Raw genomic sequence first — 24,623 nt, forward strand, 5'->3', positions numbered from 1 at the left:
CGTCAGGGAGCCTAGCGGAGCGTCCGGCGCGCACCGGTCCCCGCGTACGATGTGGGGATGCGTCGGAAGCCTCGCCTCGTCACCCCGGTCGACCGCGGTCGGGGGCGCTCCCGGCACGGCCGTGGCGGCCGTTCGAGCGTCACCGGGCCGGAGCTCGCCCCGATCATCACCCGCGCCGAGGCGTTCGACCGGATCGTCGGTGACAGCGCGCACTACCTGCTCGGTCTTTGGCCCGACGAACTGGCCGGCGTGGTGTTCCAGGTGGCGGACATGCCGAGCGACACGACCCTGCCGGACGAGATGCCGCGCTGGCGCATCGACCGCGACACCCGCCGCGTCACCGTCTTCCGGATCCCCGTCGAACGGGTGAACCGGAGCCCCGAGAAGGACGACTCGGACCGCCGCATCATCATCGAGACCGCGGTGTTCCGCGCGGTCGGCGAACTGATCGGCAAGGACCCCTGGGACCTGGCACCGGACCGCTACCGGCACTGGTGAGCCACGGCGGGTCGCCGACGACGTCCGTCGACGCGCGTCCGCCGGGCGTCAGGGGTAAACGCGGACCGGGGTCGACACCGCGGTGGCCGGCCGGATCGGGAACCCGGCGATCCCGTCGTCCCCGAGGTAGCTGACGCCGGCGACGACGCCGTCGGCACCGGTGATCGTGAGCTGCTTCGCGGTCTGCACCGACAGGGTCTCGGTCGCTCCCGACGGCACCTCGACCCGACGCTGCTCGTCGCCCGAGCGGATCGTCACGGTGCGGTCCGATCGGGTCGGGTTGACGAGGTTCAGCCGTGCGCCGTCCCCCGGGGCGATCGAGGTGATCGCCCGGTCGCCGAGCGGCTCCGCCGACGCGAACCAGCCGAGGTCGGTGCCGTCGCCGTCCGTCGGGGTCGTCGTGCGGGCCCCGGCGACGATCGGGAGGGTCGAGGTGATGGTGAACGAGTACCGGCCGTCCGGGAAGTCGTCGAGCGGGACGTCGGTGACGACGCCCGGTTCGGCGGTGGCGTTGACGGTCGTGCCGCCACCGTCCGCCGTCGTGATGCCCAGGGTGACGCGTGCGGACCGCTCGCCGGGGACGAACAGCCGGACGATCGGTGCGGCGTCGGCGGTGTCGCTGCCGCGCTGGGCCGCCTTGGCGTTCGCGAGGGCGACCGCGGGGATCACCTGCGAGCGCGTGGGCGTGGCACCGCCGGAGACGATGTCGTAGCCGCCCGGCGTGAGCGTCCGGACGACGGTCTCCTGCATGTGCGCCACGATCTGGCCGCCGGATGATGTGACGTGCACGACGGTCGAGGCCGCGTCGGAGACGAAGCCCGAGAGCGGGACGACCTTCTGCGTGTTCGGCGCCACCACGATCCCGGTGGTGCCCGGCGCGCTGACGGTGCCGTTGCTGTCGAAGATCGCCAGGTCGACGGTGGCGTTCACGTCGGTCGGGTTCGACAGCGTGACGAGGCTGGTGCGCCCGGTCTCCGTCGAACCGCCGACGAGCCAGGTGGACTGGCTCGGGTCGTCGCACGAGGCGGCACCGGCGCCGACGAGGTCACCGTTCGAGACGCTCTGGAAGCTGCTGCCCGCGACCTGCGGCGTGGTCTCCCCCGCCGGGGCCGTCAGCAGCCGGGGGTCGCTGCCGCCGGTGGTCGAGGCATCGAGCTCGGACCGTTCGACCGTCGAGCCCGTGGTCGCGGTGGCGACGGTCGCGGTGCCGACCGTGCTCGCCTGGGTCGCGTCGTTGCCGGCGTCGTCGGACAGGCGCAGGGCGCTGCCGGCGCAGACGCGCTCGGCGGCGGCCGGGACCGGTGTGACCGTGCGCCCGGCCGGGCGACCCGGCTCGGAGTCGGTGCCGTAGGCGTGCGCCGCGGTGACGGCGCCGGCGGCGACGACGACGGCGACCGCCGTGGCGGTGCCGCGGACGACCCACCGGCGGACGGAGGCGGGGGTGCGGCTCATTCGTCTCGCTCCTCGTCGAAGGTGGTGGCGGGTTCCTCGGCCTCGATGACGTTCGAGGTGGCGCGGCGGCGGCGCGGTGCCGTCGGGACCGCGAGCAGGGCTGCGGCGCCGAAGACCACGCCGAGCACGACGAGGTACAGCACGTGGGTGGCCTGGGTCGCGGCGGAGCCGGAGCGGGTGCGGTCGACCTCGCCCTCGTAGTGGAACAGCTGCCCGTTGGTGGTCTCGCCGATGCTCGTGAAGAGCGCGTTCTGCCCGATGGCGCCGGCGGCCCGGTCGTGCACCGTCTGCGCCTCGGGGTCGTCGCCGGCGTCGTCGATGAGCACGAAGCTCACGCCGAGCTCGCGGAGCGCCGGCCGCGGGTCGTACCCGCTGCGGCTCGCCAGGTTGCCGGCGAGCGTGGTCAGCCGTGCGCCGGACTCGCTCAGCCGGAGCGCGGTGGCGTCGAGCGTCGACTGGTCGTCGAGGGTGGAACCCTGCCCGCGCTCCAGCGTGACGGCGAGCGAACCGTCGTCCTGCGGGACGACCACGAGCGTGCCGACGTCGGGGTTCGCCTGAGCCTCGGCGTTCACGTAGGCACTGAGCACCCTGCCGGTGGTCGGCTCGATCGTGGCCGCGCCGAGGTAGAACGCCGCGAAGGCCGGCGCCACGGCGACCCCGGCGAGCACGGTCGCGACGAGCCCGGTGACCGGGGCGGCCTTCGGCAGCACGTCGATGCCGATGCAGGCCGCGACCACGAGGGCGAGCCAGTACACGGACAGACCGCTGCCGGGCCAGACGATGGTGGTGGTCGAGCCGACACCGGTGACGGTGACGTGGGTGGCGGCGAAGGCCGTCGCGAAGCCGAGGAGTGCGACGACGAGCGCCGAGCCGGCGACCGCCCAGCGGTGTCCGAGCATCGCCCCGATCGCGGAGACGGCCACGGGGAGCGCGAGGACGGCCATCACGATCGGCAGGGCAGCGGCGACCAGTCCGAGCCCGGAGGTGGCCGGGAGCCAGCCGCTCCAGTCCGGCAGGGGCTGCCCGATGGCCAGCTGGAGCGCGGACGGTGCCCGGGTCGCGGACGGCACACCGGGGTCGGCGAAGACGGCGAGCAGGTTGCCACGTGCCGCCTGCGCCAGGATCAGCGGCAGGAACAGCACCGCGGTCGGCACCGGGATGAACACACGACGGTGTGCCCGGCGCCAGCCGACCAGGAGCGCCACGAGCCAGCCGACCAGCAGGACCGGCAGCAGCGACGGCGCCGAGGCGGCGACGACGGCGAACAGGAGCGACGCGCCGGAGGCCCACGCCCACGAGCGGTGTGCCTCGAGCACGGCGACGAACAGCCACGGCAGGACCAGGTGCGCGATCACGGCGCCGAGGTGCCCGGTGGTCACCGCGCCGACGAGTGACGGGGCGATCGCGTAGAGCGACGCACCGATGACCGGCACCCACGTGCGGGTCGTGACCTTGCGGACCGCGAACCAGGCACCCAGGGCGGACAGCGGGAACGCGACGAGCATGATGAGCACGACCGCGGTGGACGGCGACCAGAACACGATCGACCCGAGCACGGCGAGCACGGCGGCGAAGGGGTCGGACGGGCCGGTGAAGCCCGTGCCGAGCGAGTGGAAGCCGTAGCCGACGTTCTGCCAGAGCTGCGCCGGGGTCGCGGAGAGCGGCAGGAGACCCCCGCCGGTCAGGGCCGGTGACCCGAGCAGCGGGTAGAGCGTCACGACGCTGAGCACCGCTGCGGCCAGGACCACCCAGATGCCGCCGTCGCTCAGGAACGACGCCCGGGCGATCGGGGCGTCCTCGACCCGTGCGAGTTCGACGTCGCGCGAGGTGGTGCGGTGTTCGTGCACCCGCCGCCAGCTCACGCGGAGCGGTTCGACGGCCGCCCAGCCGAGCTTCTTCGTGCGGGCCAGGTTCTTGCGCGCGCGCCCCGTGCCACCTCCGAACGCGACGGCGAACGCGGCGGAGAGCTCGGGGACCACGGCGGCCGGGTGCTTCGCGACGAGGTGTCCGAGCGCGCGGCCGATCGCGAACGGCACGAGCGTGAGCCAGTGCAGCCAGACCAGCGCGGCCGGCGCGTAGGTCATCCGGCGGTGCAGCTGCGCCTGCCGGTGCATCCGGACGCGCCGCCCCTCGGACACGCGCTTGCGTCCGAACTCCTCGATCGGCCCGGCGCTGGTGACCTTGGCCTCCGGCACGAGGGCGACGCGGTGTCCGGCGAGACGGACCCGCACCGAGAAGTCGAGGGCCGCGTCGACGTCCGGCAGCGCCGGGTCGAAGCCGCCGAGCTCGTTCCAGACCGAGCGGCGTACCAGCATGCCGCCGGCGGCGACGGCGAGCACGTCGGTGTTGCGGTCGTGCTGGCCCTGGTCGAGCTCGTCCTGCACCAGCACGATCGACCGGCCGAAGCGGGTCATGCTCTCGCCGAACGCACGGATGAGCGAGGGGTCGTCGTCGGCGACGAGCTTCGGACCGGCGACGACGACCGACGGCGCGATCTCGACGGCGGACAGCAGGTCGGCGAGCGCGGTCGGTGCCGGCGCGTTGTCGTGGCCGAGGATCCACAGCCACTCGTCGACCGGCTCGTCGGTCGCTGCGGGCGGCGCGCTGCGCTCGCCCTGTCGGACGGCGTCGCCGAACGCCCTGCCCGCGGGGAGCCGGACGAGCTGCGCGGACCCACCGAACGACAGTTCGGCGGTCGATCCGTCGGTCGTGCCGACGTCGACGACCACCAGGTTCTCGGGGTGGCGGGTCTGGGCGGCGAGAGCGTCCAGGGTCCGGTCGAGGTGGGCCGCCCCGTTGGCGGCGACGAGGATCGCGGTGACTCTGGGCTGCATGACGGGCGTCACTCTACGGTCTGGAGGCGCGGTGTCGGCTGCGGACGGCGGCGCGCCGTGAACCTGTGGGCGCGCTCACCGCACGGTGCGGGACGGTGCGGGACTGGCGGAAAACGGCTGGTCCCAGCGTCCTCGTCGCAGGCTCCTCGGCGCACCTTCGCACGGCGCTGGCGCGCCGTGACCGCTCAGGCGCGCTTCCGCAGCTTGCGGCGTTCGCGCTCGGAGAGGCCGCCCCAGATGCCGAAGCGTTCGTCGTTCTCGAGCGCGTACTCGAGGCACTGCGCCCGGACCTCGCACGAGGTGCAGATCTTCTTCGCCTCGCGCGTGGAGCCGCCCTTCTCGGGGAAGAACGCCTCGGGGTCGGTCTGCGCGCAGAGCGAGTCGACCTGCCAGGCGAGCGGGTTCTCCTCGTCGTCGGACTCCGGACGTCGGACACCCGGGACGCCGAGCGCCACGGGATCGACGTGCCAGTCCTCCGGAACTCCGGCGTGGAACTCGGAACCGTTCACCCTGATCACCCCTGCCGCCTCGACAACGAACCCCAACTCTTGCGGCCGTTGCCTGTAATTACAGCGGTGTCATTCGCCTGAGTCAAGTCGCGGATCATAGAAGGCACTGACCGCTCCAGCGTGTCATGTCCCCCGTTTGGGCGTGTCGCGCCGCACGGGTGGGCCTTCCGGGGGACAACCGACGCGTCCTCAGGCGATCAGGAGGCGCTGCGACGGGCCTCCCACGCGCTCGACACCATCTCGTCCAGGGAGTGCCGCATCGCCCACTCGAGGTCACGGGCGGCGGCCTCACCGGTCGCGACGATGCGTGCCGGGTCGCCGGGGCGCCGCGGTGCGATCTCGGGGTCGAAGGCGATTCCGGTGCCCGCCGCCATGGCGTCCATGATCTGGCGGACGCTCACGCCGTCGCCGCTGCCGAGGTTGTAGGCGCGCTCGAGCGGCTCCCCCGCCTCGAGCTTCCGCGCGGCCACCGCGTGCGAGTGCGCCAGGTCGGCGACGTGCACGTAGTCGCGCACGCAGGTGCCGTCGGGGGTGGCGTAGTCGTCGCCGTTGATGCGCGGGGTGCGGCCAGCGAGCAGCGCGTCGAAGACCAGCGGGAACAGGTTGTGCGGACTGGCGTCGTACAGGTCGGGCTCCCCCGAACCGACGACGTTGAAGTACCGGAGCGACGTGGTCGTGAAGCCCGCGGCGACCTCCATGTCGCGCAGCAGCCACTCGCCGATGAGCTTCGACTCGCCGTAGGGCGACTCCGGGTTCTTCGGGGTGGACTCGACCACGGTCTCGACGTCCGGCGTGCCGTAGACCGCAGCGCTCGACGAGAAGACCGCCTTGGTGACGCCGGTCTCCGCCATCGCGCGCAGCAGGGTCGCCATGCCGGTGACGTTCTGCTCGTAGGTGTGCAGCGGACGCTCGACCGAGACACCGGCGTACTTGAACCCCGCGACGTGGACCACGCCGGTGACCTCGTGCTCGCGCAGGGTGCGTGCGACGAGCTCGCCGTCGAGGATCGTGCCCTCGACGAACGGCACGTCGTCCGGGACGAACGCGCGGAAACCGCTCGAGAGGTCGTCGAACGCGACCGTGTCGATGCCGGCCGAGCGCAGTGCTCGGACGACGTGGGACCCGATGTACCCGGCACCGCCGGTGACCAGCCAACTCATGCTCGCCACGCTAGCGGACGTCGGTGACGCCCCGGTGGCGGTGCCGGTCCGTCCCCTAGGCGCCGGTGGCGATGAACACGGTCGACGTGATGCCGTCCGACGAGTCCGCCTCGACCGTCACGTCGCCCTCGTCCGGCGTGATGAAGCACGACTCGCCCTTGCGGAGCAGGGTGGCGGACTGCGCGCCGACCAGCGTGACGACACCCTCGGTGCACACGGCGATCGACGGGCCGACCAGCGGGGCGACGCCGCCGGTGCTCAGTCCCGCCGGGCGGCCGTCGCCGTCCACCCGCAGCAGCGCGAACCCGACGCCGTCCGGCGCAAACCGGTCGACACCCGGGGCGATGCGCTCGGGCTCGAGGACCGGCGCCGGGTACGCGGTGAAGTCGAGCACCCGCAGGAGTTCCGGCACGTCGACGTGCTTCGGCGTGAGCCCGCCGCGCAGCACGTTGTCCGACGGCGCCATCAGCTCGATGCCGAGCCCGTCGAGGTAGGCGTGGACGTTGCCGGCGGGCAGGTACATGGCCTGCCCCGCGGCGAGCGTCACCCGGTGCGTGAGCAGGGACACGACGATGCCGGGGTCGCCGGGCCAGCTGGTCGCCAGGTCGCGGACGGTCGCGGTGTTCGGGGTGAGCAGGTCGTCGTCGAGCGAGACGGCCAGGTCGCTCGCGGCCTGCACCACGGCGAGCGCGGACTCGTCGGCGGTCTCGAGCCAGCGGACGGTGTCCTCGAGCCCGTGCAGCAGGTGCACCTCGAGCGGACCGAGCCGTCCGGTGCCGGCGTCGAGCACGCGCACCTCGGCCAGGGTCTCCTCGACGGGGCGGAAGCCGCTCAGCGCCTCGAAGCGCTCGCTCAGCGCGACGACGAGCTCGGGCTTCGGGAACGGGTCCTTGTAGTTGCGGGCCGGGTCGTCGAGCGGGATCCCCTCGCGCTCCTCGCGGGCGAACCCCTCCTCCGCCTGCTCCGGGGTCGGGTGCGCCTGCAGCGAGAGCGGTGCCGCCGCCGCGAGCACCTTGAGCAGGAAGGGCAGGCCGGTGCGGTCCGGACCGAGTGCGGTCTCCGGCTCGTCGGCGATCCAGTCGCGGAGCGTGTCAGCTCCACCGACCATGGCCGGGTTGACGACGACACTGGGGCTGCCGGCGTGGGCGCCGAGCCAGAGCTCCGCCTGCGGGGCACCCGTGACGGTGCGGCCGAGGAGCTCCGGGATCGCGGTGACCGAGCCCCAGGCGTAGTCGCGGGGGGTGTTCGTGATGCCGAGGAACATGGGCCAGAGCCTACCGGCGCGGCGCGCGACACTAGAATCTCCGCGATGTCTGCAAGCACGGTGGAGCCGCCGACCCGAGGATCCCTCCGCACCTCGTCGCCCCGATCGACCGACCCGACTCGGTGGGACATCCAGGGGCTCCGTGCGTTCGCGGTCCTGGCGGTCGTGCTGTACCACCTCTGGCCGGCACGTCTGCCCGGCGGGTTCGTCGGCGTCGACGTGTTCTTCGTCATCTCGGGTTTCCTCATCACCGGACACCTGCTCCGCGAGCTCACCGCCACCGGCCGGATCGGGCTCGCCGGGTTCTGGGCGCGCCGGGCGAAACGGCTGCTGCCCGGGGCGTTCATCACCATCGTCGCGACCGGCTCCGCCGTCCTGCTGTGGGTGCCGAGCGCGCTCTGGGGGCAGTACGGACGCGAGCTCATCGCGTCGACGGTGTACGTGCAGAACTGGCAGCTGGCAGCCGACTCGGTCGACTACCTGGCGCAGGGCAACCGACCGTCGCCGTTCCAGCACTTCTGGTCGCTGTCGGTCGAGGAGCAGTTCTACATCGCCCTCCCGCTCCTCCTGCTCGCCGCACTGTGGGCTGCTCGCCGCATGCGCCGATCGGGTGCCGACCCGGTCACCGTCACGCGGGTGCTCCTGGGGGCCGTGGTCGTGCTGTCGCTGGCGTGGAGCGTCATCCAGACGCAGACGGCCCCGGGCGTCGCGTACTTCTCGACGGCGACCAGGGCGTGGGAGTTCGCGCTCGGTGGCCTCGCCGCGACCCTCCCCCTGACGGCACCACGGACGACGCCCGCGCGGTCGGTGCGCATCGTCGGCGCGTGGCTCGGCGCCGCGGGGCTGGTGGTGTCGTTGTTCGCCATCACCGCGTCGACGCCGTTCCCGGGCATCGCCGCGGCCCTGCCCGTCGTGTCGGCCACGCTCGTCGTGCTGTTCGGCGGGCACTCCGGCCTGCAGCGCGTCGGCCGGTCCGCCCCGGTCGCGTTCCTCGGCCGGATCTCGTACGCGGTCTACCTCTGGCACTGGCCCGCGGTCGTCCTGCTGCCGATCGTGCTCCGCCACGACCTCACGACGAAGGACCGGGTCGCGATCCTGGTCGGCTCGGTCGTGATCGCCGCCGTGACGACGCTCGGCATCGAGGAACCCCTGCGGTTCTCCGCACGGGTGCGGTCGCTCCGCCCGCGTCGGGTCGCGCTCTACGGCGTCGTCAGCACCGCCCTCGTCGTGGCGCTCGGCGCCGCGTCGCTCACCGCCCTGCACGTGCAGCAGGTCCAGGCGGCCGAGTTCCAGGAGCGCCTGAGCACCGGTGACGTCCGGTGCTTCGGCGCGGCCGCACTGATCTCGTCGTCCGATCCCTGCGTCAACCCGGCGCTCGCGGAGGTCCGCGTCCCCGCTCCCGCGAACGCCCTGGAGGACGACTCGAACCGGCCGGCGTGCTGGTCGAACGACTCGAGCGCGTTCAACGTCTGCGCGCTCGGCCCGAAGTCCGGCTACACGAAGCACCTCATCGCGATCGGCGACTCGCACAACAACGTCTTCGTGGACACCTACGAGAAGATCGCCGAGGCGCGCAACTGGCGCATCGACGTCGCCGGGCACCAGAGCTGCTACCTCACCACGGCGGTGCAGGGTGCCAGCTCGCAGAAGCAGGTCGACGACTGCAACGCCTGGAAGCAGAACGCGATGGCGTACCTCCGCTCCCACCCGGACCTCGACGGTGTGATCGTGACGCACTCGACCGGCAACGGGCCGGTCGTGCCGGCGTCCGGCGAGTCCGACGAGGACGCCGTCGTCGGGGGTCTGGTGCAGGCGTGGCAGGCCGCGGCCGACGTCGGGATCCCGATCGTGGCGCTGCGCGACAACCCGGGCGCGCGACCGGACGTCGTGGCCTGCGTGGGGCAGATGTCCGGACCGACCACCGACGAGTGCGACTCCAGCCGATCGGTCGGCTTCACCCTGTTCGACGGCTCCGAGCAGGCGGTCGCCCGGATGCCGGACAAGGCGCGCCTGATCGACCTGTCGCGCTACTACTGCACCGACACGATCTGCCCCGCGGTCATCGGCGGAGTGCTCGTGCACCGCGACAGGACCCACCTGACGAACACCTTCGCGGTGACGCTGGCCCCGTACCTCGGCGACGAGATCGCCGACGCACTCGACACGTTCGGCGGCGACGGCCGTCGATGAGCACGTACCCTGACGTCGTGACGAACACCTGGCCGCTGTCCCGCGGGACCGTCCCCGAGCGCGAGGCGTTCTCCTTCGGGGCAACCCTGCTGTTCGTGCTCTTCGCCGGGGACGCCGTCCCCAACACGCTCACGTGGGTGGGCGGGGCGGTCCTCTGGGCGCTGGTCGCCGCGTGGGGTGTCTCGATCCTGGTCCGGGCGCGTCCGCCGATCGTCCGGACGCCCTGGGCGCTCTGGTTCTTCCTGGGCTGGTGCCTGGTGTCGGTGGCGTGGTCGCACTGGCGCCTCGCGACGCTCGCCAGCATCACCGCGCAGGTGATCTGCGTCGCGGTGGCCTTCGCCGTCGCGTCCACCCTCACCTGGCGCCGGATCCTGGACGCGCTGAGCCTCGCCCTGCGCTGGGTACTGCTGGTCTCGCTGCTGTTCGAGGCGTTCGTCGCCGTGGTCGTGCGCCATCCGATCGTGCCGGTCTGGACCGACTACGGCGACCGGGACATCCCGGACGCGTTCTACTTCTCGCGGGCCGAGCTCCTGACCGGCGGACGGATCCAGGGTCTGCCCGGCAACGCGAACCTGCTCGCCATGGTGGCCCTGCTCGTCGCCATCGCCGTCGCCGTGCAGTTCGCCGAGGGGCGCATCCGGCGGAACCGTGCCGTCGGCTGGCTGGTCTTGGCCGCCCTGGTGCTCGCGCTCACGCGGTCGTCCACCGTGCTCGTCGCGGCGCTCGTCGTCGTGGTCGTCTTCGTCGTCGCGCTGTGGATCCGGAGCGTCCCGACCGAGCGGCGGACCCCGCGGTACCTGGTCGTCCTGCTCGGCGCCGCGGTGGTCGCCGTGGTCTCGTCGGCGGCGAGCGGAGCCGTCTCGGAGATGCTCGGCAAGGGTGCCGACGCGACGGGCCGCGGGCTGATCTGGGACCGCGTCCTCGGTCTGGTCGATCAGCACCCGGTGCTCGGGTGGGGCTGGATCGGGTACTGGTGGCCGAGCATCCCGACGCTGGCCGACCTGGCGCACCGGAAGGGTGTGACGTACCTGCAGGCCCACGACGCGTACCTGGACGTGTGGATGCAGACGGGGTTGATCGGGCTGGTCCTGTTCGCCGTGTACGTCCTGACCACCCTGAACCGCTCGTGGTCGTCGGCGACCCGCATCGGGTACGAGGCGACGCAGGTCCCACGGCCGTTCGACCCGGTGTCCCTGCTTCCGCTGCTCGTCGTCGTCGCACTGCTCGTGCAGTCCGTCGCCGAGTCCCGGTTGCTCTACCAGGGCAACTGGGTGCTGTTCGCCCTCATCGCGATCAAGACGCGCATCGTCCTGGTCGGCGAGGAACCCCACTCCACGGGCGACGGCCCACGCACCCCGGCCGCACGACGCGAGTTCCGGCTGCCGAGCGGGCGCTGACCGCCCCGTCGGACGCTGATCGAGTGCACCGGGGCCGTCAGCGCCCGAGCAGTCGCCCGCACGGTACTCGCGACGACCACGGCGCTTTCCGGACGGCGACCGAGCCCGTCGGGTCCCCGTCGCACGCCGCGACCGCCGCCGGGATCTGTGTCGCCCAGACCGGACCATCGCTCCGGCGGGTCGGGCCCGGCCCGACGTTGCCCAGCGTGGCGACGACCACCACCGCGACGACGCACCAGCCGGTCAGGAGGCGGACGAACCGGGTCGGTGCCGAGCCCGGGGCCTTCCGCCTCGGCTGGTCCCCCAGCAGGACGCTCGCCGCGACGACTGCGCCGGCGAGCAGCAGCAGACCGGACGCCGCGGCGTAGCGCAGCGGCGGGACGGCCGCGAGGGTCACGGTCGGCGCCGCCCAGGGCTGCGCCTCGCCGCCGTTGGCGAGCAGCGCCGCCCACCACAGACCGCCGGATGCCACGGCGAGCGCGATGATCATCCACCGGGCTCTCCAGTGCGCGACCACGACGGCGACGACGAGCACGGCGGTCACGAGCAGGACGGGGACGACCACGACGCCCCAGCCGTGCGTCACCACGGAGCGGACGGCGGCTCCGACGTCGGGGTTCCAGATGCCGGCGACCGGCTGCAGCACCCAGCCGGCGATCACGTCGGCGATCGCCGGCGTGCCCGCGGTGCGCGGCCGGTGGTCGGTGGACGCCGTCACGAGCTGTGCGACGCCGCTTGTCAGGGCGACCACCGTGACCGGGACGGCGCGGGGCCACGCCCGGGCTCCGGACGGATCACGCGGCGGCCACCACGCGAGCCCGAGGAGCGGGAGGAACAGCACCGCCTGCAGCTCGGAGAGGACGACGAGGCCGGTCAGGACGGCGACGACGGCGGAGCCCCACCAGGTCCGTGCCCGGTACGCGAGCAGCCACGGCACCGCGAACAGCAGGAACCAGTGGAGGTTCGCGGCGTTCCCGGCGATCTCGAACGGGGCGAGCGGCAGCAGGGCGGGCACCGCGGCGAGCAGCATTCGGAGCGGCCACTGCGGCACGACACCGCGGGACAGCACGAACACGGTCGCCGCCACAGCTCCGACGACCAGGCAGGCGCCGACCGACAGCGCCCGGGCGTACTCCTCGACGGGCAGCGACCAGGCGACGTCGACGAGCACCCGCGGCACGAGGTGCAGGTACCCGGCGTACGGGTGCAGGAGGGAGTCGACCGGGCCGAGGGCGAGGCGTTCCCGGAGGAACACGCCGCCGTCCTCCGCCCACACGGTCCCCCGGGTCGCCGGACCGAGGCGCCACCACGTGAGCGCGGCCACGGCGACGCCGACCAGGAGTGCGGCGCCGACCACGCCGAGGGCGTGGAACGGGCGGGAGGTCGTGCTCGCGGGGCGCTGCATCGTCGGACGACGCTAGCCGGTTCATCGCGGATCAGCGATATCGACGCTCCGCGATGCCCAGCTCCGAGGTGCGTGCGCCAAGATGGTCGGGTGACGGACGGACGGTTGACGAAGCGTGTGCTCGCGCGCCGCTACCTCTCCGCGTGGGTCGGGTTCTCCGCCGGTGGACGGTTCAGCCAGGCGCTCGCGACGGTCATCGTCCTGTTCGCCTTCGGCCAGCCGACGGTCGAGGCGCTCGTCGGCCGTGCCGGGGTCTGGGCCGTGCTCGTCGCCCTCGTCGTCCTCGCCGGGCTCAGCCTGCTCGGCCAGCGCTACCGCATCGAGTGGCACGGGGTCCTCCCGCTGTCGCTCCTGGCCCTCGTCGGCTACTGCGCCCTGAGCGTGCTCTGGAGCGAGTACTCGTGGGTCGCCCTGCGGGGGCTCGTCAGCACCGTCTGCTTCATCGGCCTCGGCCTGTACCTGGCGCTCGGCCGCGACCTGGTGCAGCTCATCCGGGCGTCCGGCGACGCCTTCCGCATCCTGCTCGTCGCCGCGCTCGGCCTCGAGGTCCTGTCCGGGCTCGTCCTCGACCTGCCGATCCCCGCGTTCGGGATCCAGGGCACCATCGCCTACGGCGGCCCGATCCAGGGCATCGGCGGCACCCGCAACTTCATGGGGTTCATCGCGGCGATGGCGCTCGTCACCTTCGTCGTCGAGTTCCTCACCCGCTCGGTGACCACCTGGCGGGCGATCGGGTCCGTCGCCCTCGCCGTGATCGCGCTGATGCTGGTGCAGTCACCCATCACCGGTCTGGCGATGATCGCCCTCGCGGTCACCGCCCTCGCACTGTGGTCGCTGCGGCACGCCCGCCCGACGACACGGCCCGTGGTCAACGGCGTCCTGGGCGGGACGGTGCTGCTCATGATCGCCGTCGCCGTGCTCGCCCGGCACCGGGTCCTCGCCGAGATCGGCGCAGCGGGCGGCACCGCGACGCGGCTCGACCTGTGGTCGCAGATCCGGGTCTTCATCGGCCAGTACCCGATCCAGGGCTGGGGCTGGGTGGGGACCTGGCCCCGGGAGGCGGTCGTCCCGTACGTCACCTTCATCGACCCCGCCGGGCACCGGTTCACGTCCGGGTTGAACGCGTTCATCGACGCGTGGCTGCAGATCGGTCTCGCCGGCACGATCATCCTCGGGCTGACGGCCGTGCTCGCGTTCGCACGCGCCTGGGTGACGGCGACGACGTTCCCCGGCGTCGCCTACGTGTGGCCGGCCGCCGTCCTGGTACTCCTCGCGGTCACCAGCACGGCGGAGAGCTACCTGCTGCACGGCGCGGGCCTGATGGTCTTCGTGGCCGTCCTCGTCATCGCGGCACGACGTCGGTCGTGGCGTCGGCACCTGCCCCGCACCTGATCGGCGGGGCGTGTGCCGATGGACACACCACTGCACCGTCGAACGCGCTCCCGTCACCGGGTGCCCCTAGACTGCCCGGGACCGTCAGGGGGACGGTCCTCGTCGTCAAGGAAGCACCACATGCGTCTGCACCGCCGCCTCGCTCTCGTCCTGACCACCGCGCTCGTCGCCACCGGCATCGCCGTCGTCGCACCTGCGACCGCGGCCGACGCCGCAGCTCCGGCGACCGGCCGCTACACGCCGATCGACACGACGCGCGTGTGGTCCGGCGGGCTCAGCACCACGCCGAAGGCCGTGAAGATCGCCGGTTCGGCCGGGGTGCCGACGAACGCGACCGCCGTCGTCGTCAACGTCGAGGTCGCGAAGCCGACCGCCGCCGGCTACGTGCGGGTGACGCCGGCCGGCAAGGACGCCACCGTCGCCACCCAGGACTTCGCGGCCGGTCAGACGATCGCGAACCTCGTGACCGTCCGCCTGGTGAACGGTTCGATCCAGGCGAAGCTCTCCGCGGGCACCGCGAACGGGTACTTCGACGTCGCCGGCTACTACGCCGACGGCGCCGGCGCGACGTACACACCGCTGGACGCCGCCCGCGTGTTCAGCGGCCCGGTCGGCACCACCGCGGTCCCCGTGCCGCTCGCCGACCGCGGCGGGATCCCCGCCGACGCCACGGCCGTCGCCGTCAACGTCGAGGTCAGCGGGCCGACGACGGCGGGGTACGTCCGGGTGACGCCCGCCGGGCAGGACCCACAGGTCGTCACGCAGCTGTACTCGGCCGGGCAGTCGCTGTCGAACCTCGCGATCGTGAAGCTCGTCGGTGGTGCGGCGCAGGTGAAGCTCTCGAAGGGCTCGGGGACCGTCTTCATGGACGTCGCCGGGTACTACTCGAACGCGTCGACCGGTTCGGTGTTCGTGCCGATCGACACCACGCGCGCCTTCGCCGGAGCCGTGTCGACGACCGCGGGCACCCTCCGGCTCTCCGGCGTGGCCGGGGTCCCGGGCACCGCGACCGCCGTCGTCGCCAACGCCGAGGTCACGAAGCCCACGACGGCCGGGTACCTGCGCGTCACGCCGGCCGGACAGGACCCCCAGGTGGCGACGCAGCTGTTCGGCGCCGGACGGCCCGTCGCGAACCTCGTGATGGCCAAGGTCACCGGGTCGAGCGTCGACCGCCGGGTGCAGGCCAAGGTCTCGCGCGGCTCGGCACAGCTCCACCTCGACGTCGCCGGGTACTTCCTGGACGGCTCGAGCGGGACCGGCTTCGGCGCCGACGTCTCGTGGCCGCAGGGCGGTTCGCCGTCGGACTACCCCGTCGGCCAGGCGTTCGGGATCGTCGGTGTGAACGGTTCGCTGCCGAACCAGACGAACCCCTCCCTCTCGCAGCAGCTCGCGTGGGCCGCGGGGTCCACCGGCGGGACCGCACAGCCGAAGGCGCAGCTCTACGCACTCGCCGCGAACCCCGGCAGGGACGCCTCGGTGTGGCCCTCGTCGAACACCGACCCGGCGGGCCGTCCCGTCACGAACCCCTACGGCACCTGCACGAAGGGCGCCTACAACAGCGCCTGCTCGTACATGTACGGCTACACCCGTGCGTACGAGGCTGCGAACACCCGTGGTGTCCCGAACCCCGCGTCGTACCGCTGGTGGATCGACGTCGAGACCGGGCTGTCGTGGCTCGGTGCCGCAGACGCGAAGGACCACCAGACGCAGAACCGTGCCGACGTCGAGGGCATGGTCGCCGCGCTCCGGTCCGCCGGCGTCTCGACCATCGGCATCTACTCGACCGCCTACCAGTTCGGGCAGATCGTGGGGACCGTCCCGACGACCTCGACGCTCCGTGGGTTGCCGAGCTGGATCGCCGTCGGTACAGACGGCGTCGCGGCCGCCCAGAAGGCGTGCTCGGCCGGCGGCCTCACCGCGGGCAGCCAGGTGCGGATGGCCCAGTACGTCGTCGGGAGCCAGGACTTCAACGTCAGCTGCGTCTGAGACGCGGCCGGCGACGGACGGGAGGCGCGGTGCCAGCTGGCACCGCGCCTCCCGTCCGTCGCACCGGTGCGTCAGCGACGCGTGCCCAGGCCGCGATTGCCGCCGCGCTCGAACAGGTGCACCCGCGGGTCCGTCGACGCGATGTCGCGGACCACGCCGGCCGTGACGTCGGGGCTGCCGTCGTCGACCACGAGGACGTGCGCCGTCGGCACCGCCCGGAGCACGGCCGCCGCGGCGGCACGGACGTTCTCGGCCTCGTCGTACGTCGGGACGTCGACGAGGGCCGAGGCCGGTGCCGGCGTCACCGGTTCGTCAGGCGCCGCTTGATCTTGCCCGCGACGCTGCGCGGACCCTCGGTGCGGAAGTAGTGCACAGCACGGCCGACGTCGTAGCGGACGCCCGACAGCGGCTTGCGCTCGGGCACGCGCACGCGCATCTGGTGCGGTTCGACGGCCGAGACGGTGTCGCGCACCGACTTGTCGGCCGCGCGGACGGGGTTCCGGCAGAACTCGACGAGCGGCGCGAGGACGTTCTCCCACGTGAACTGCTCGCGGATGCGGTCGACGTTGCCGATGAACTCGGCGCGGGCCTTCTTGTCGAAGAGCGCGGTCTCCAGCGCGTCGGCGAGGCCGTCGACGTCCTGCTCGTGCACGGCGATCCCGAGCTTCTCGGCAGCGACCAGGTCACCGAAGGAGTCACCGGCGGTCGTCACGATCGGCAGACGGGCCCACAGGTAGTCGAGGATCCGGGTGCGGAACGAGAACGTCGTCTCGAGGTGCTCGTAGTGCGTCGAGACACCGGCGTCGGCCTCGAGCAGGTAGGCACCGCGCTCCTCGTACGGGATCCAGGCGTCGTTGAAGAAGACGTTCGTGCCCGTGAGTCCGAGGGCGTCGGCCTCGGCACGCACCTTGGCGACGATGTCCATCTCGGGGACGTCCGGGTTCGGGTGCTGCACGCCCATGAAGAAGAGCTTGACGTTCGGCTTCCGCTCGGCGAGCCGGCCGATCGAGCGCACGAGCGTGATCGGGTCGAACCAGTCGTAGATCCCGCCACCCCACACGACGAGCTTGTCGGTCTTCCCGATGCCCGGCACCACGCCCTTGACCCGCTGCTGGTCGTGCACCGGCGGCGTCGAAGAGAGGCCGAACGGCACGACGCCGATGAGCGAGCGCAGGTCGGGGTCGCGCGAGTACGTCCGGGCGTTCACCCGCCCGGACCCGGCGAGCTGGCCGAGCCAGAACATCCGCTGCCGTTCCGAGGCGCAGATGAAGTAGTCGCCGAGCTCGAGCTGGTGGTTCAGCGTGTCCGAGGCGTCGAGGATCTGACGGTTCCACTGGTCGACGTCGTCGCTGCGCCCCTGCTCGAGCTGCTCGAGGTGCAGCGGGTCGTAGACGTCGACGACGAGGATCTTGCGCGTCGACTCGAGCACCGGGAACAGCCGGAGCGCGTGGCCCTGGACGATGATGACGTCCGCCCACGCCTCGTGCTCGACCATCTGCCGCGGGTGGCGGTGCGGCACGGTGACGACCTCGTACGACGGGTCGATCTGCGACGAGCGCGTGAGGCTGATCACGCGCACGTCGTGCTCGTTCGCGAGCTGCTTCGCCATCTGGGTGGCGCGGATCGCCGGTCCGGCCATCTTCTCGCCGATCGAGTCGCCGGTGATGATGAGGACGCGACGACGGGTCCCGACCTCGAGCACGCCGAGCGAGTGCACGATCTTGTCGTAGCCGGCCAGGTAGTTCTCGATCGGGTACGCGGGCTCGTCGCGGTTGCCGAACAGGCGGAGGAGCTCGCGGTCACTGCGGACACGGCTCGCCTGGATCGCGCGGCGCGACTCGGTCATCGAGGGCAGCTGCTCGACGAACTGGTCGACGCCGTAGATGCCCGCCATGCTCGTCTTCGGCACCGGGATGGTCGGGACGCTGTCGTCGCCCGGGTTGCGGAGGTCGAGCTCGGTGGAGTCGAGTTCACCGCGGCCGACGGCACGGCGGACGGCCAGCGCGAGCGATCCCGGCAGCGCCGCCGCGAGCTGCTCGTCACCGAGGTTCTTGTACAGGGTGAAGAGCGCGTTGCGCTCGAGCAGGTACGTCTCGCGGAAGTCGCCGAACTTGTTCATCGACGCGTGGTGCTTGTGGAACGCGACCGACTTCGGCTGGTAGCGGAAGCGCCACCCGAGCAGGTTGAGCCGCCATCCCAGGTCGACGTCCTCGTAGAACATGAAGTAGCGGTCGTCGAACCCGCCGAGCTGCTCGAACAGCTCTGCGCGGATGAACATCGCCGCACCCGTGCCGAACAGCACGTCGGTCTCGGATTCCCAGCGGCCGGTGTCCGGCGACCCGGCGAAGGGCTTGTAGCCCATCCCGTACCAGGTCATCGCGGCCTCGGTGAAGTCGACGTTGACGCCTTCCCAGTCGAGGACCTTCGACGCCACGGCACCGATGTCCGCGCCGGCGGCGAAGGTCGCCATCGCCTCGCGCACCCAGCCGGTGTCCGGACGGGCGTCGTTGTTCAGGAACGCCACGATCTCGCCGGAGGAGTGCTCGACGCCGAGGTTGCAGCCGCCCGTGAACCCGAGGTTGGCACCGGAGTCGACGAACGTGAAGTCGAGGTCGGAGGCCTTGAGCCGTCCGACGTGCTCGGGGCCGGAGCCGTTGTCGACGACGATGACTTCGAGCCGGTCCTGCGGCCAGTCCTGCTTCCGGAGCTCGGCGATGCTCGTCAGTGTGTCGTCCGTGCCCTTGTAGTTCACGAGAACGACGGACACGACTCCTGGCTTGCGCTCTGTCACGGCGAGTTCCTCCAGCTGCAGCCGCGGGCGCGGCACGGGTCGGTGATCCGGCCGTCGAGGATGCCCGACGGCCGACAACACCCTACAAGGCGCAGCACGGCGCTCGGCGGAGGTCGCGCCCGGGTCGGGCACAATGGGCACCGTGACGCACCACTCGATCCCCACGGCCCCCGCTCCGTCCCCGCTCGCCGCCGAGTACGACGCGATCGCTCGTGGCGACCACGCGACGGGCAGCAGGGGGACGATCCGCTTCGCGGTGTCGACGGACGACACCACCGAGGGCAAGGGCGACCTGTTCGTCGCGCTCGGGCTCGCCCGTGCGCTGCGTGCGCACGGCTGGGGCGTGGACCTGTGGCCGATCCGCCGCTGGGCGGAGGACGTCCCGGACGACACCACCGTGCTCGTCAGCATGATCGAGTCGTTCGTCCCCGGGCTCGTACCGTCCCGGACCGCCACGGTGGCGTGGGTGCGCAACTGGACGGCGCAGTGGGCATCGTCGCCCTCCCTCGCCGAGTTCGACGCCGTGTGGGCGTCGTCCTCGATCGCCCGCGACGCCCTGTCCGAGGTGGTCGACGTCCCCGTCGAGGTGGTCCCGATCGGCGTCGACCTCGACCTGTTCCGGCCCGACGTGGACGGGACGCCCGGCCCGCGGACCGGACGCACCGTCACCACCGTCAACTTCTGGGGTGCCAGGCGCGGCGTGCAGGACGTGCTGCAGCAGGTGGCACCGGCCGAGCCCGTCGTCTGGTTCGCCGCCAACGTGGAGCACGTCGACGCCGCCCCGGGCGTGGAGCTCCGTCCGGCGGTGTCGTACTTCGCCCTGCCCGAGGTCTACCGGGCTGCCGCGTTCGTCGTCGACGACGTCATCGCGCCGGCCGCCGAGTTCGGCACCCTCAACTCACGCCTGTACGAGTCGCTCGCGTGCGGCGCGCTGCCGGTGACGAACTGCGCGCTCGGTCTCGACGAGCTCGGCCTGGCCGACGTCCCGGTCTTCACCGACGCCGCCTCGCTCGAGCGCGCGATCGCCATGCCGGCCCACGAGCGCGACGACCGCGCCGAACGGCTCCGGAACGTGGTCGTGGAACGCCATTCGTACGCCCGACGAGCCGAACAGGTCGCCCCGTCGCTCGACGCCGCGCTCGAGCGTGCAGCGACCCGCTCGGGCACGCGGCACCCGCTGCTGCGGTGGGCGACGCTGCAGCGCGAGGTGCTGCGCGCGACCGAGCAGGAGCGCGACGTGCACCGCGCCGGGGTCGACGACATCAACCGCCGGCTCATCGTGTCCGAGGAGGCGGTCGCGGTCCTGGACCGGGCCCGACAGGACGCCGAGGCGGCGCGACGGCGCGCCGAGGCCGAGCGTGACGCGATCGCGACCCGGTACGACGCCCTCACCCACTCCGCCGAGTTCCGTGCCCTCGACCGGCTCGGCGGCGTGGCACGAGCCCTCCGGCGCCGCGGCTGACACCGCTCCCGCGGCTGCGTGCGCCCCGGACGGGACGACGACGGAACGGGAGGCGCGGTGCCAGCTGGCACCGCGCCTCCCGTTCCGTCGTCCCGGACCCGCTACGAGACCGTCACCGTCTTGGTGCCGAAGTCCTTGTAGGCCCCGCCCGGCAGCTCCTGGTACCAGATGCGCACGGTGTGCTTGCCCGGCTTGACGCCGCTGAGCGTCGTCGCCAGACCGACGTCGGAACCCCATCCCGGGTGTGCCCGCTCCACGTCGGTCCGGACCGCGTTCGCACTGCCGGAGGCCGCGCCGACACCGTCGAGGTGGATCTTGTACTTCACCGGGGCGAACGTGTCCGGGTCGATCGCCCAGCCCCTGACGGCGACGGTCCCCCGGCCGCCGGTCGCGGCGTCGTAGGCGCCGTACACGGCTCCGGTCTTGCCGGTGGGTGCGGGGACGGCGTCCTTCACGGTCACCGACTTCGTGCCGAAGCTGACGTAGTTCCCACCGGGCAGGTCCTGGTACCAGACCGTCACCGTGTGGGTGCCCGCCTTGACGCCCGTGAGGGTGACCGCGAGCCCGACGTCGTCACCCCACCCGGGCTTGGCGGCGGCGATGTCCGCGCGGACCGCGTTCGCGCTGCCCGCGGCGGCGCCGACGCCGTCGAGGTGGATCTTGTACCTGACCGGGTCGTAGCGGTCCGGGTCGATCGCCCAGCCCTTCAGGGCCACGGTGTTCGGACCGGCGGTGGCCTGCTCGAACGAGCCGGTGACGGCACCGGTCTTGCCGGTGGTGCCGGTCGACGGCGGGGCCGCGACCGTGACGGTCTTCGTCCCGGCGCTGACGTAGGTGCCGCTCGGCAGGTCCTGCCACCAGAGGGTGACCGTGTGCTTGCCGGGCGTGAGGCCGGTGAGCGTGGTCGCCAGGCCGTGCGACGATCCCCACTTGGGGTAGGACTTCGCGACGTCGCTGCGCGCAGCGCTCGCACTGCCGGCCGCCGCTCCGACACCGTCGACGTGGACCTTGTACCGCACCGACGCGTACGTGTCCGGGTCGATCGCCCAGCCCTTCAGCGCGACCGAACCGATGCCGCCGGTGGCCGACTCGAACGAGCCCTTCACGGCGCCGGAGGTCCCGGTCGACGCCGTGACGGTGACGGCCTTCTGCGCCACGCGCACCCAGGTCGCACCCGGCTTGTCCTGTGTCCAGAGCGACACCGTCCGCGATCCCGCCGCGACGTTCTGGATCGTCCTGGAGAAACCGACCGTGCTGCTGGCACCCGGGTACTTCGCGGCGATGTCGGTCCGCTGGACGTCGGCGGTCGCCGAGATCGCGCCGACACCGTCGACCTGCACCTTGTAGGCGGTCGCGGCGGACGAGTCCCGGTCGAGCGCCCACCCGCTCACCGCGATCGTGCCGGTGCCGCCGGTGACGGTCTCGAGGCTGCCCACCGGGGCCGCGGCCGGCACGGTGACGTCACCGCAGTTGAGCAGCGTGTTCGCGCCCGCGCCGACGTTGATGCCGAAGACGCACACGGTGTGCTTGCCCGGCGTGATGCCCGTGAGCGTCGTCTGGAAGCCGTGTGCGGTGTTGCCCGAGCCGAGGCGCGAGGCCAGGTCGGTGCGGTTGGCGTTCGCCATCACCGAGGCCTTGCCGACGCCGTCGACGTAGAACTGCGCCTTGATCGCGGCGGTGGTGTCCGGGTCGGCCGTCCAGCCGCGCACGGTGATGGTGCCGCCCACGCCGCCGGACTGCGAGTCGACGTGCCCGATCGGCGAGGACCCGCCGGTGGGCGATCCGAACCAGTCGGTGTACATCCGCCAGAAGTTGCGGTTGCCGTAGGCCGAGCAGGAGTCGCCGGTGCCGTAGAGGTTCGACATCGCCGCCGTGTTCGGCGTGTACGGGGTGTAGATGTACAGGCCCGCCGTCGCCTGGTTCTTGATGTAGACCGTCTTGCGCCCGCACGCCGCGTTCGGGTTGTAGAGGATCGAGTTGTTGCGGCCCGCCTGGTACGCCCACGACGTCGGCGACGCCTGGTAGCGCTTGAACTGCAGTGCCGCGGCGTAGACCTGCTGGCCGAAGCCGTAGTACGCCGGGTCGCACGGTGCGGTGTCCGGGCAGGCGAAGCCGGTGGCGTGCAGGTACATGTAGCTCGTCGGCGAGTTCGTCGCGACGATGCCCTGCTCCTTCTGCAGCAGGACCAGCAGCACCTTCTGGCTGATCCCGCACGCGGCACCCACCTGGGCGATGACCGTGGCGGCGGACTTGTTGCCGCCGGGGATCGCCGAGCACCGGTTCGGGACGACCCCGATGGCGCTCATGTTCTGCGTGAAGTCCTTCAGGCAGGCCGGGCCGCCGGAGGCGCGCTTGCAGTTCGGGGCGACGCTGTTGAGGAACGACTGGACGGCCGATCCGCTCATCGCGCCGCCGTCGTAGAAGTTGGCGTCGCTGATGATGTTGCCCGGGTCGAAGTTGGCGGCGACCGCGGCCGAGGCCGGTTCGGTCGTCGTCTGTTCGGACACGATCGCGCCGATGGTCAGGCCGCTCACCGCGATCGCCAGGGCAGCGGTCATGCCGAGCACCGCACGCAGGGGTCGACGGCGACCGCCACGGTCGAGGATGGAACGCATCACGGCACCTCCGCCGTCATCGGCTCGGACGTGGTCGACTTCGACCCGACCGAGTACTGCAGGGTGATGGACCACGTGCCGGTCGACACCTGGCTCGCGGGGAACGACGCCTGCGCGCAGTTCACGGACGAGGCGCTGGCCTGGGCCGTGCTCGTCGCGCTGCGGGTGACGCCGCCCTTCTTCGCCTGGAAGGTGCAGGTCCCCGAGGCGTCGGTCGTGCCGGACACCAGGCCGCCCGCCTGGAGCGTCTTGCTGCCGGCATCCCAACCGGAGAACGTGACGACCGCCGTCGCCGGGAAGTCACCGGGGTCGACGTCGGGCTGCGGGGTCTCGCCGCTGCCCGGGAACGCCGTCGGGAAGTCGTCGTCGGACGGCTCCGCGGTCGGCTGGGTCGACACGGGCGTCGAGGGGGTCGCACTCGGCGACGTCGTCGGGGTCGCGCTGGGCGTCCGCGACGCGCTGGGCGTGGGTCGGGGGCCGTCGCCGGAGGAACACCCCGCCGCGAAGAGACTGAGAGCACCGACCACCGCGAGCGCAGCGATCGACCGTGGAGCAAGCTGCATGCTGACGGGCCGTCCTGTGGTTGTTGACAAGGGTCCGGGTTGCGTCAACGGTAACCCCAAAGTGAAGGTTGAGAGTTGTTCTCGCGCACTTTGGCCCCCGCACGGGGGCGGAGTCGCGAGGGGTTCCGCGCACGGGACGCGCGGCGTTCCCCCGCTGTGCAATGAGTATGCTGTTCCGGTCCTGCCCCCACGAACGAAGAGACGTATGGTCGACCAAGCCCGCATGACGGCGCTCGCCAAGGAGCCCCTCGTCGTGATCGGCGCTCCGACGAGCGCCTTCAAAGGCACCTGGAGAGAACTGCGCGACGTCTTCCGTCAGCGCGAGATGCTCGGGATGCTCATCCGCCGCGACCTGAAGGCGCGGTACAAGGACTCGGCCCTCGGGTTCGTGTGGACGCTGGTGCGTCCGCTGACCCAGCTGATGATCTACTACTTCGTGATGGGCAAGATCCTCGGCTCGTCACGGGCGATCGACAACTTCGCGATCTACGTGTTCACCGGCCTGACCGCCTACACGCTCTTCAGCGAGATCGTCGCCGGCTCCACCGGTTCGATCGTCGGCAACAGTGGACTGATCAAGAAGGTCTACGTGCCGCGCGAGGTCTTCCCCCTCGCCAGCGTGGGGGCCGCCCTGGTCAACTTCCTGATCCAGTTCGCGATCCTCATCGCCGCGACCGTCGTGCTCGGGGTCTTCCCCTGGCACGAGGGGTTGATCTACCTCATCCCGTCGCTCCTGGTGATCCTGGTCTACGGCGCGGCCATCGGGCTCGTGCTGTCCGCGCTCAACGTGTACCTGCGCGACGTGCAGTTCGTGATCGACGTCGGCCTCATGGTGCTGCTCTGGGCGTCGCCGATCGTCTACTCGTACTCGATGGTCGTCGCCGAGCTGAAGGTGCAGTGGCTGTTGGCGGTCTACACGAACAACCCGCTCACCCTGTCGGTGCTCGGACTCCAGAACGCGATCTGGCTGCACCCGACGCCGGTCGACTACCCCCCGCACCTCATGATGCGCCTCGGCATCGCCCTCGTGATCGGGCTCTTCTGCCTGCTCGGGGCGCAGCGGGTGTTCTCCCGGCTGCAGGGCAACTTCGCGCAGGAGCTCTAG

Annotated in this window: 17 protein-coding genes; 7 read left to right on the top strand and 10 right to left on the bottom strand. The window is 72.0% G+C overall.

From position 1 onward, the window contains the following. Positions 1-57: 57 nt before the first annotated feature. Positions 58-498 (top strand): metallopeptidase family protein, encoded by a 441-nt coding sequence (locus DEJ35_RS10045; RefSeq protein ID WP_110861188.1) that lies wholly within the window; start codon positions 58-60, stop codon positions 496-498. Between the two features lie 48 nt (positions 499-546). On the opposite strand, the gene DEJ35_RS10050 is transcribed toward DEJ35_RS10045, so the two are convergent. From DEJ35_RS10050 to manA, 5 genes are all read right to left on the bottom strand, one after another. Further along, the gene (locus tag DEJ35_RS10050; protein ID WP_111123618.1) at positions 547-1,950 is read right to left on the bottom strand and encodes a DUF5719 family protein; all 1,404 of its coding nucleotides are present in this window, start codon (positions 1,948-1,950) and stop codon (positions 547-549) included. Further along, the gene (locus DEJ35_RS10055) at positions 1,947-4,784 is read right to left on the bottom strand and encodes a glycosyltransferase family 2 protein (protein WP_146244772.1); all 2,838 of its coding nucleotides are present in this window, start codon (positions 4,782-4,784) and stop codon (positions 1,947-1,949) included. Before DEJ35_RS10055 ends, DEJ35_RS10050 begins: the two co-directional genes overlap by 4 nt. Positions 4,785-4,969: 185 nt before the next feature. After that, positions 4,970-5,302, bottom strand: coding sequence for a WhiB family transcriptional regulator (locus tag DEJ35_RS10060; protein ID WP_375231876.1), 333 nt, complete (start codon positions 5,300-5,302; stop codon positions 4,970-4,972). Between the two features lie 188 nt (positions 5,303-5,490). After that, on the bottom strand, positions 5,491-6,453 hold the full coding sequence (gene galE / locus DEJ35_RS10065) for a UDP-glucose 4-epimerase GalE (protein ID WP_110861386.1): 963 nt from the start codon (positions 6,451-6,453) through the stop codon (positions 5,491-5,493). Positions 6,454-6,508: 55 nt separating this feature from the next. After that, positions 6,509-7,717: a mannose-6-phosphate isomerase, class I gene (manA, locus tag DEJ35_RS10070; RefSeq protein ID WP_111192664.1), complete on the bottom strand. Its 1,209-nt coding sequence runs from the start codon at positions 7,715-7,717 to the stop codon at positions 6,509-6,511. A gap of 45 nt (positions 7,718-7,762) precedes the next feature. On the opposite strand from manA, the gene DEJ35_RS10075 reads away from it, so the two are divergent. Continuing rightward, positions 7,763-9,907 (top strand): acyltransferase family protein, encoded by a 2,145-nt coding sequence (locus DEJ35_RS10075; RefSeq protein ID WP_111123615.1) that lies wholly within the window; start codon positions 7,763-7,765, stop codon positions 9,905-9,907. Between the two features lie 17 nt (positions 9,908-9,924). Continuing rightward, positions 9,925-11,304: an O-antigen ligase gene (locus DEJ35_RS10080; protein ID WP_146238561.1), complete on the top strand. Its 1,380-nt coding sequence runs from the start codon at positions 9,925-9,927 to the stop codon at positions 11,302-11,304. Between the two features lie 37 nt (positions 11,305-11,341). On the opposite strand, the gene DEJ35_RS10085 is transcribed toward DEJ35_RS10080, so the two are convergent. After that, positions 11,342-12,709, bottom strand: coding sequence for a hypothetical protein (locus DEJ35_RS10085; protein ID WP_111123614.1), 1,368 nt, complete (start codon positions 12,707-12,709; stop codon positions 11,342-11,344). 90 nt (positions 12,710-12,799) lie between these two features. Between DEJ35_RS10085 and DEJ35_RS10090 the strand changes: the two genes are divergently transcribed. Together DEJ35_RS10090 and DEJ35_RS10095 are read left to right on the top strand one after the other, a co-directional pair. Then, positions 12,800-14,101, top strand: a complete 1,302-nt coding sequence (locus DEJ35_RS10090; RefSeq protein WP_111090383.1) for an O-antigen ligase — start codon at positions 12,800-12,802, stop codon at positions 14,099-14,101. Positions 14,102-14,221: 120 nt separating this feature from the next. Next, positions 14,222-16,087 carry a hypothetical protein gene (locus DEJ35_RS10095; protein WP_111123613.1) on the top strand — a complete coding sequence of 622 codons (1,866 nt, stop codon included), beginning with the start codon at positions 14,222-14,224 and terminating at the stop codon, positions 16,085-16,087. Between the two features lie 71 nt (positions 16,088-16,158). On the opposite strand, the gene DEJ35_RS10100 is transcribed toward DEJ35_RS10095, so the two are convergent. Continuing rightward, on the bottom strand, positions 16,159-16,392 hold the full coding sequence (locus DEJ35_RS10100) for a glycosyltransferase (protein ID WP_111192665.1): 234 nt from the start codon (positions 16,390-16,392) through the stop codon (positions 16,159-16,161). Then, positions 16,389-19,043 (bottom strand): glycosyltransferase, encoded by a 2,655-nt coding sequence (locus DEJ35_RS10105; RefSeq protein ID WP_375231877.1) that lies wholly within the window; start codon positions 19,041-19,043, stop codon positions 16,389-16,391. The genes DEJ35_RS10100 and DEJ35_RS10105 overlap by 4 nt, the downstream gene beginning before the upstream one ends. Between DEJ35_RS10105 and DEJ35_RS10110 the strand changes: the two genes are divergently transcribed. Next, entirely contained in the window at positions 19,021-20,340 is a 1,320-nt protein-coding gene (locus DEJ35_RS10110; RefSeq protein WP_146244773.1) for a glycosyltransferase, read from the top strand. The two genes, DEJ35_RS10105 and DEJ35_RS10110, sit on opposite strands and share 23 nt — an antisense overlap. Before the next feature lie 101 nt (positions 20,341-20,441). On the opposite strand, the gene DEJ35_RS10115 is transcribed toward DEJ35_RS10110, so the two are convergent. Together DEJ35_RS10115 and DEJ35_RS10120 are read right to left on the bottom strand one after the other, a co-directional pair. Next, complete coding sequence (locus tag DEJ35_RS10115; RefSeq protein ID WP_111192666.1) at positions 20,442-22,955, bottom strand: hypothetical protein; 2,514 nt, start codon at positions 22,953-22,955, stop codon at positions 20,442-20,444. Then, on the bottom strand, positions 22,955-23,353 hold the full coding sequence (locus DEJ35_RS10120) for a hypothetical protein (RefSeq protein WP_111192667.1): 399 nt from the start codon (positions 23,351-23,353) through the stop codon (positions 22,955-22,957). The genes DEJ35_RS10115 and DEJ35_RS10120 overlap by 1 nt, the downstream gene beginning before the upstream one ends. A 370-nt stretch (positions 23,354-23,723) precedes the next feature. Between DEJ35_RS10120 and DEJ35_RS10125 the strand changes: the two genes are divergently transcribed. Further along, positions 23,724-24,623, top strand: a complete 900-nt coding sequence (locus DEJ35_RS10125; RefSeq protein WP_110861215.1) for an ABC transporter permease — start codon at positions 23,724-23,726, stop codon at positions 24,621-24,623.

This window comes from Curtobacterium sp. MCPF17_051, assembly GCF_003234595.1.
Lineage (GTDB): Bacteria > Actinomycetota > Actinomycetes > Actinomycetales > Microbacteriaceae > Curtobacterium > Curtobacterium flaccumfaciens.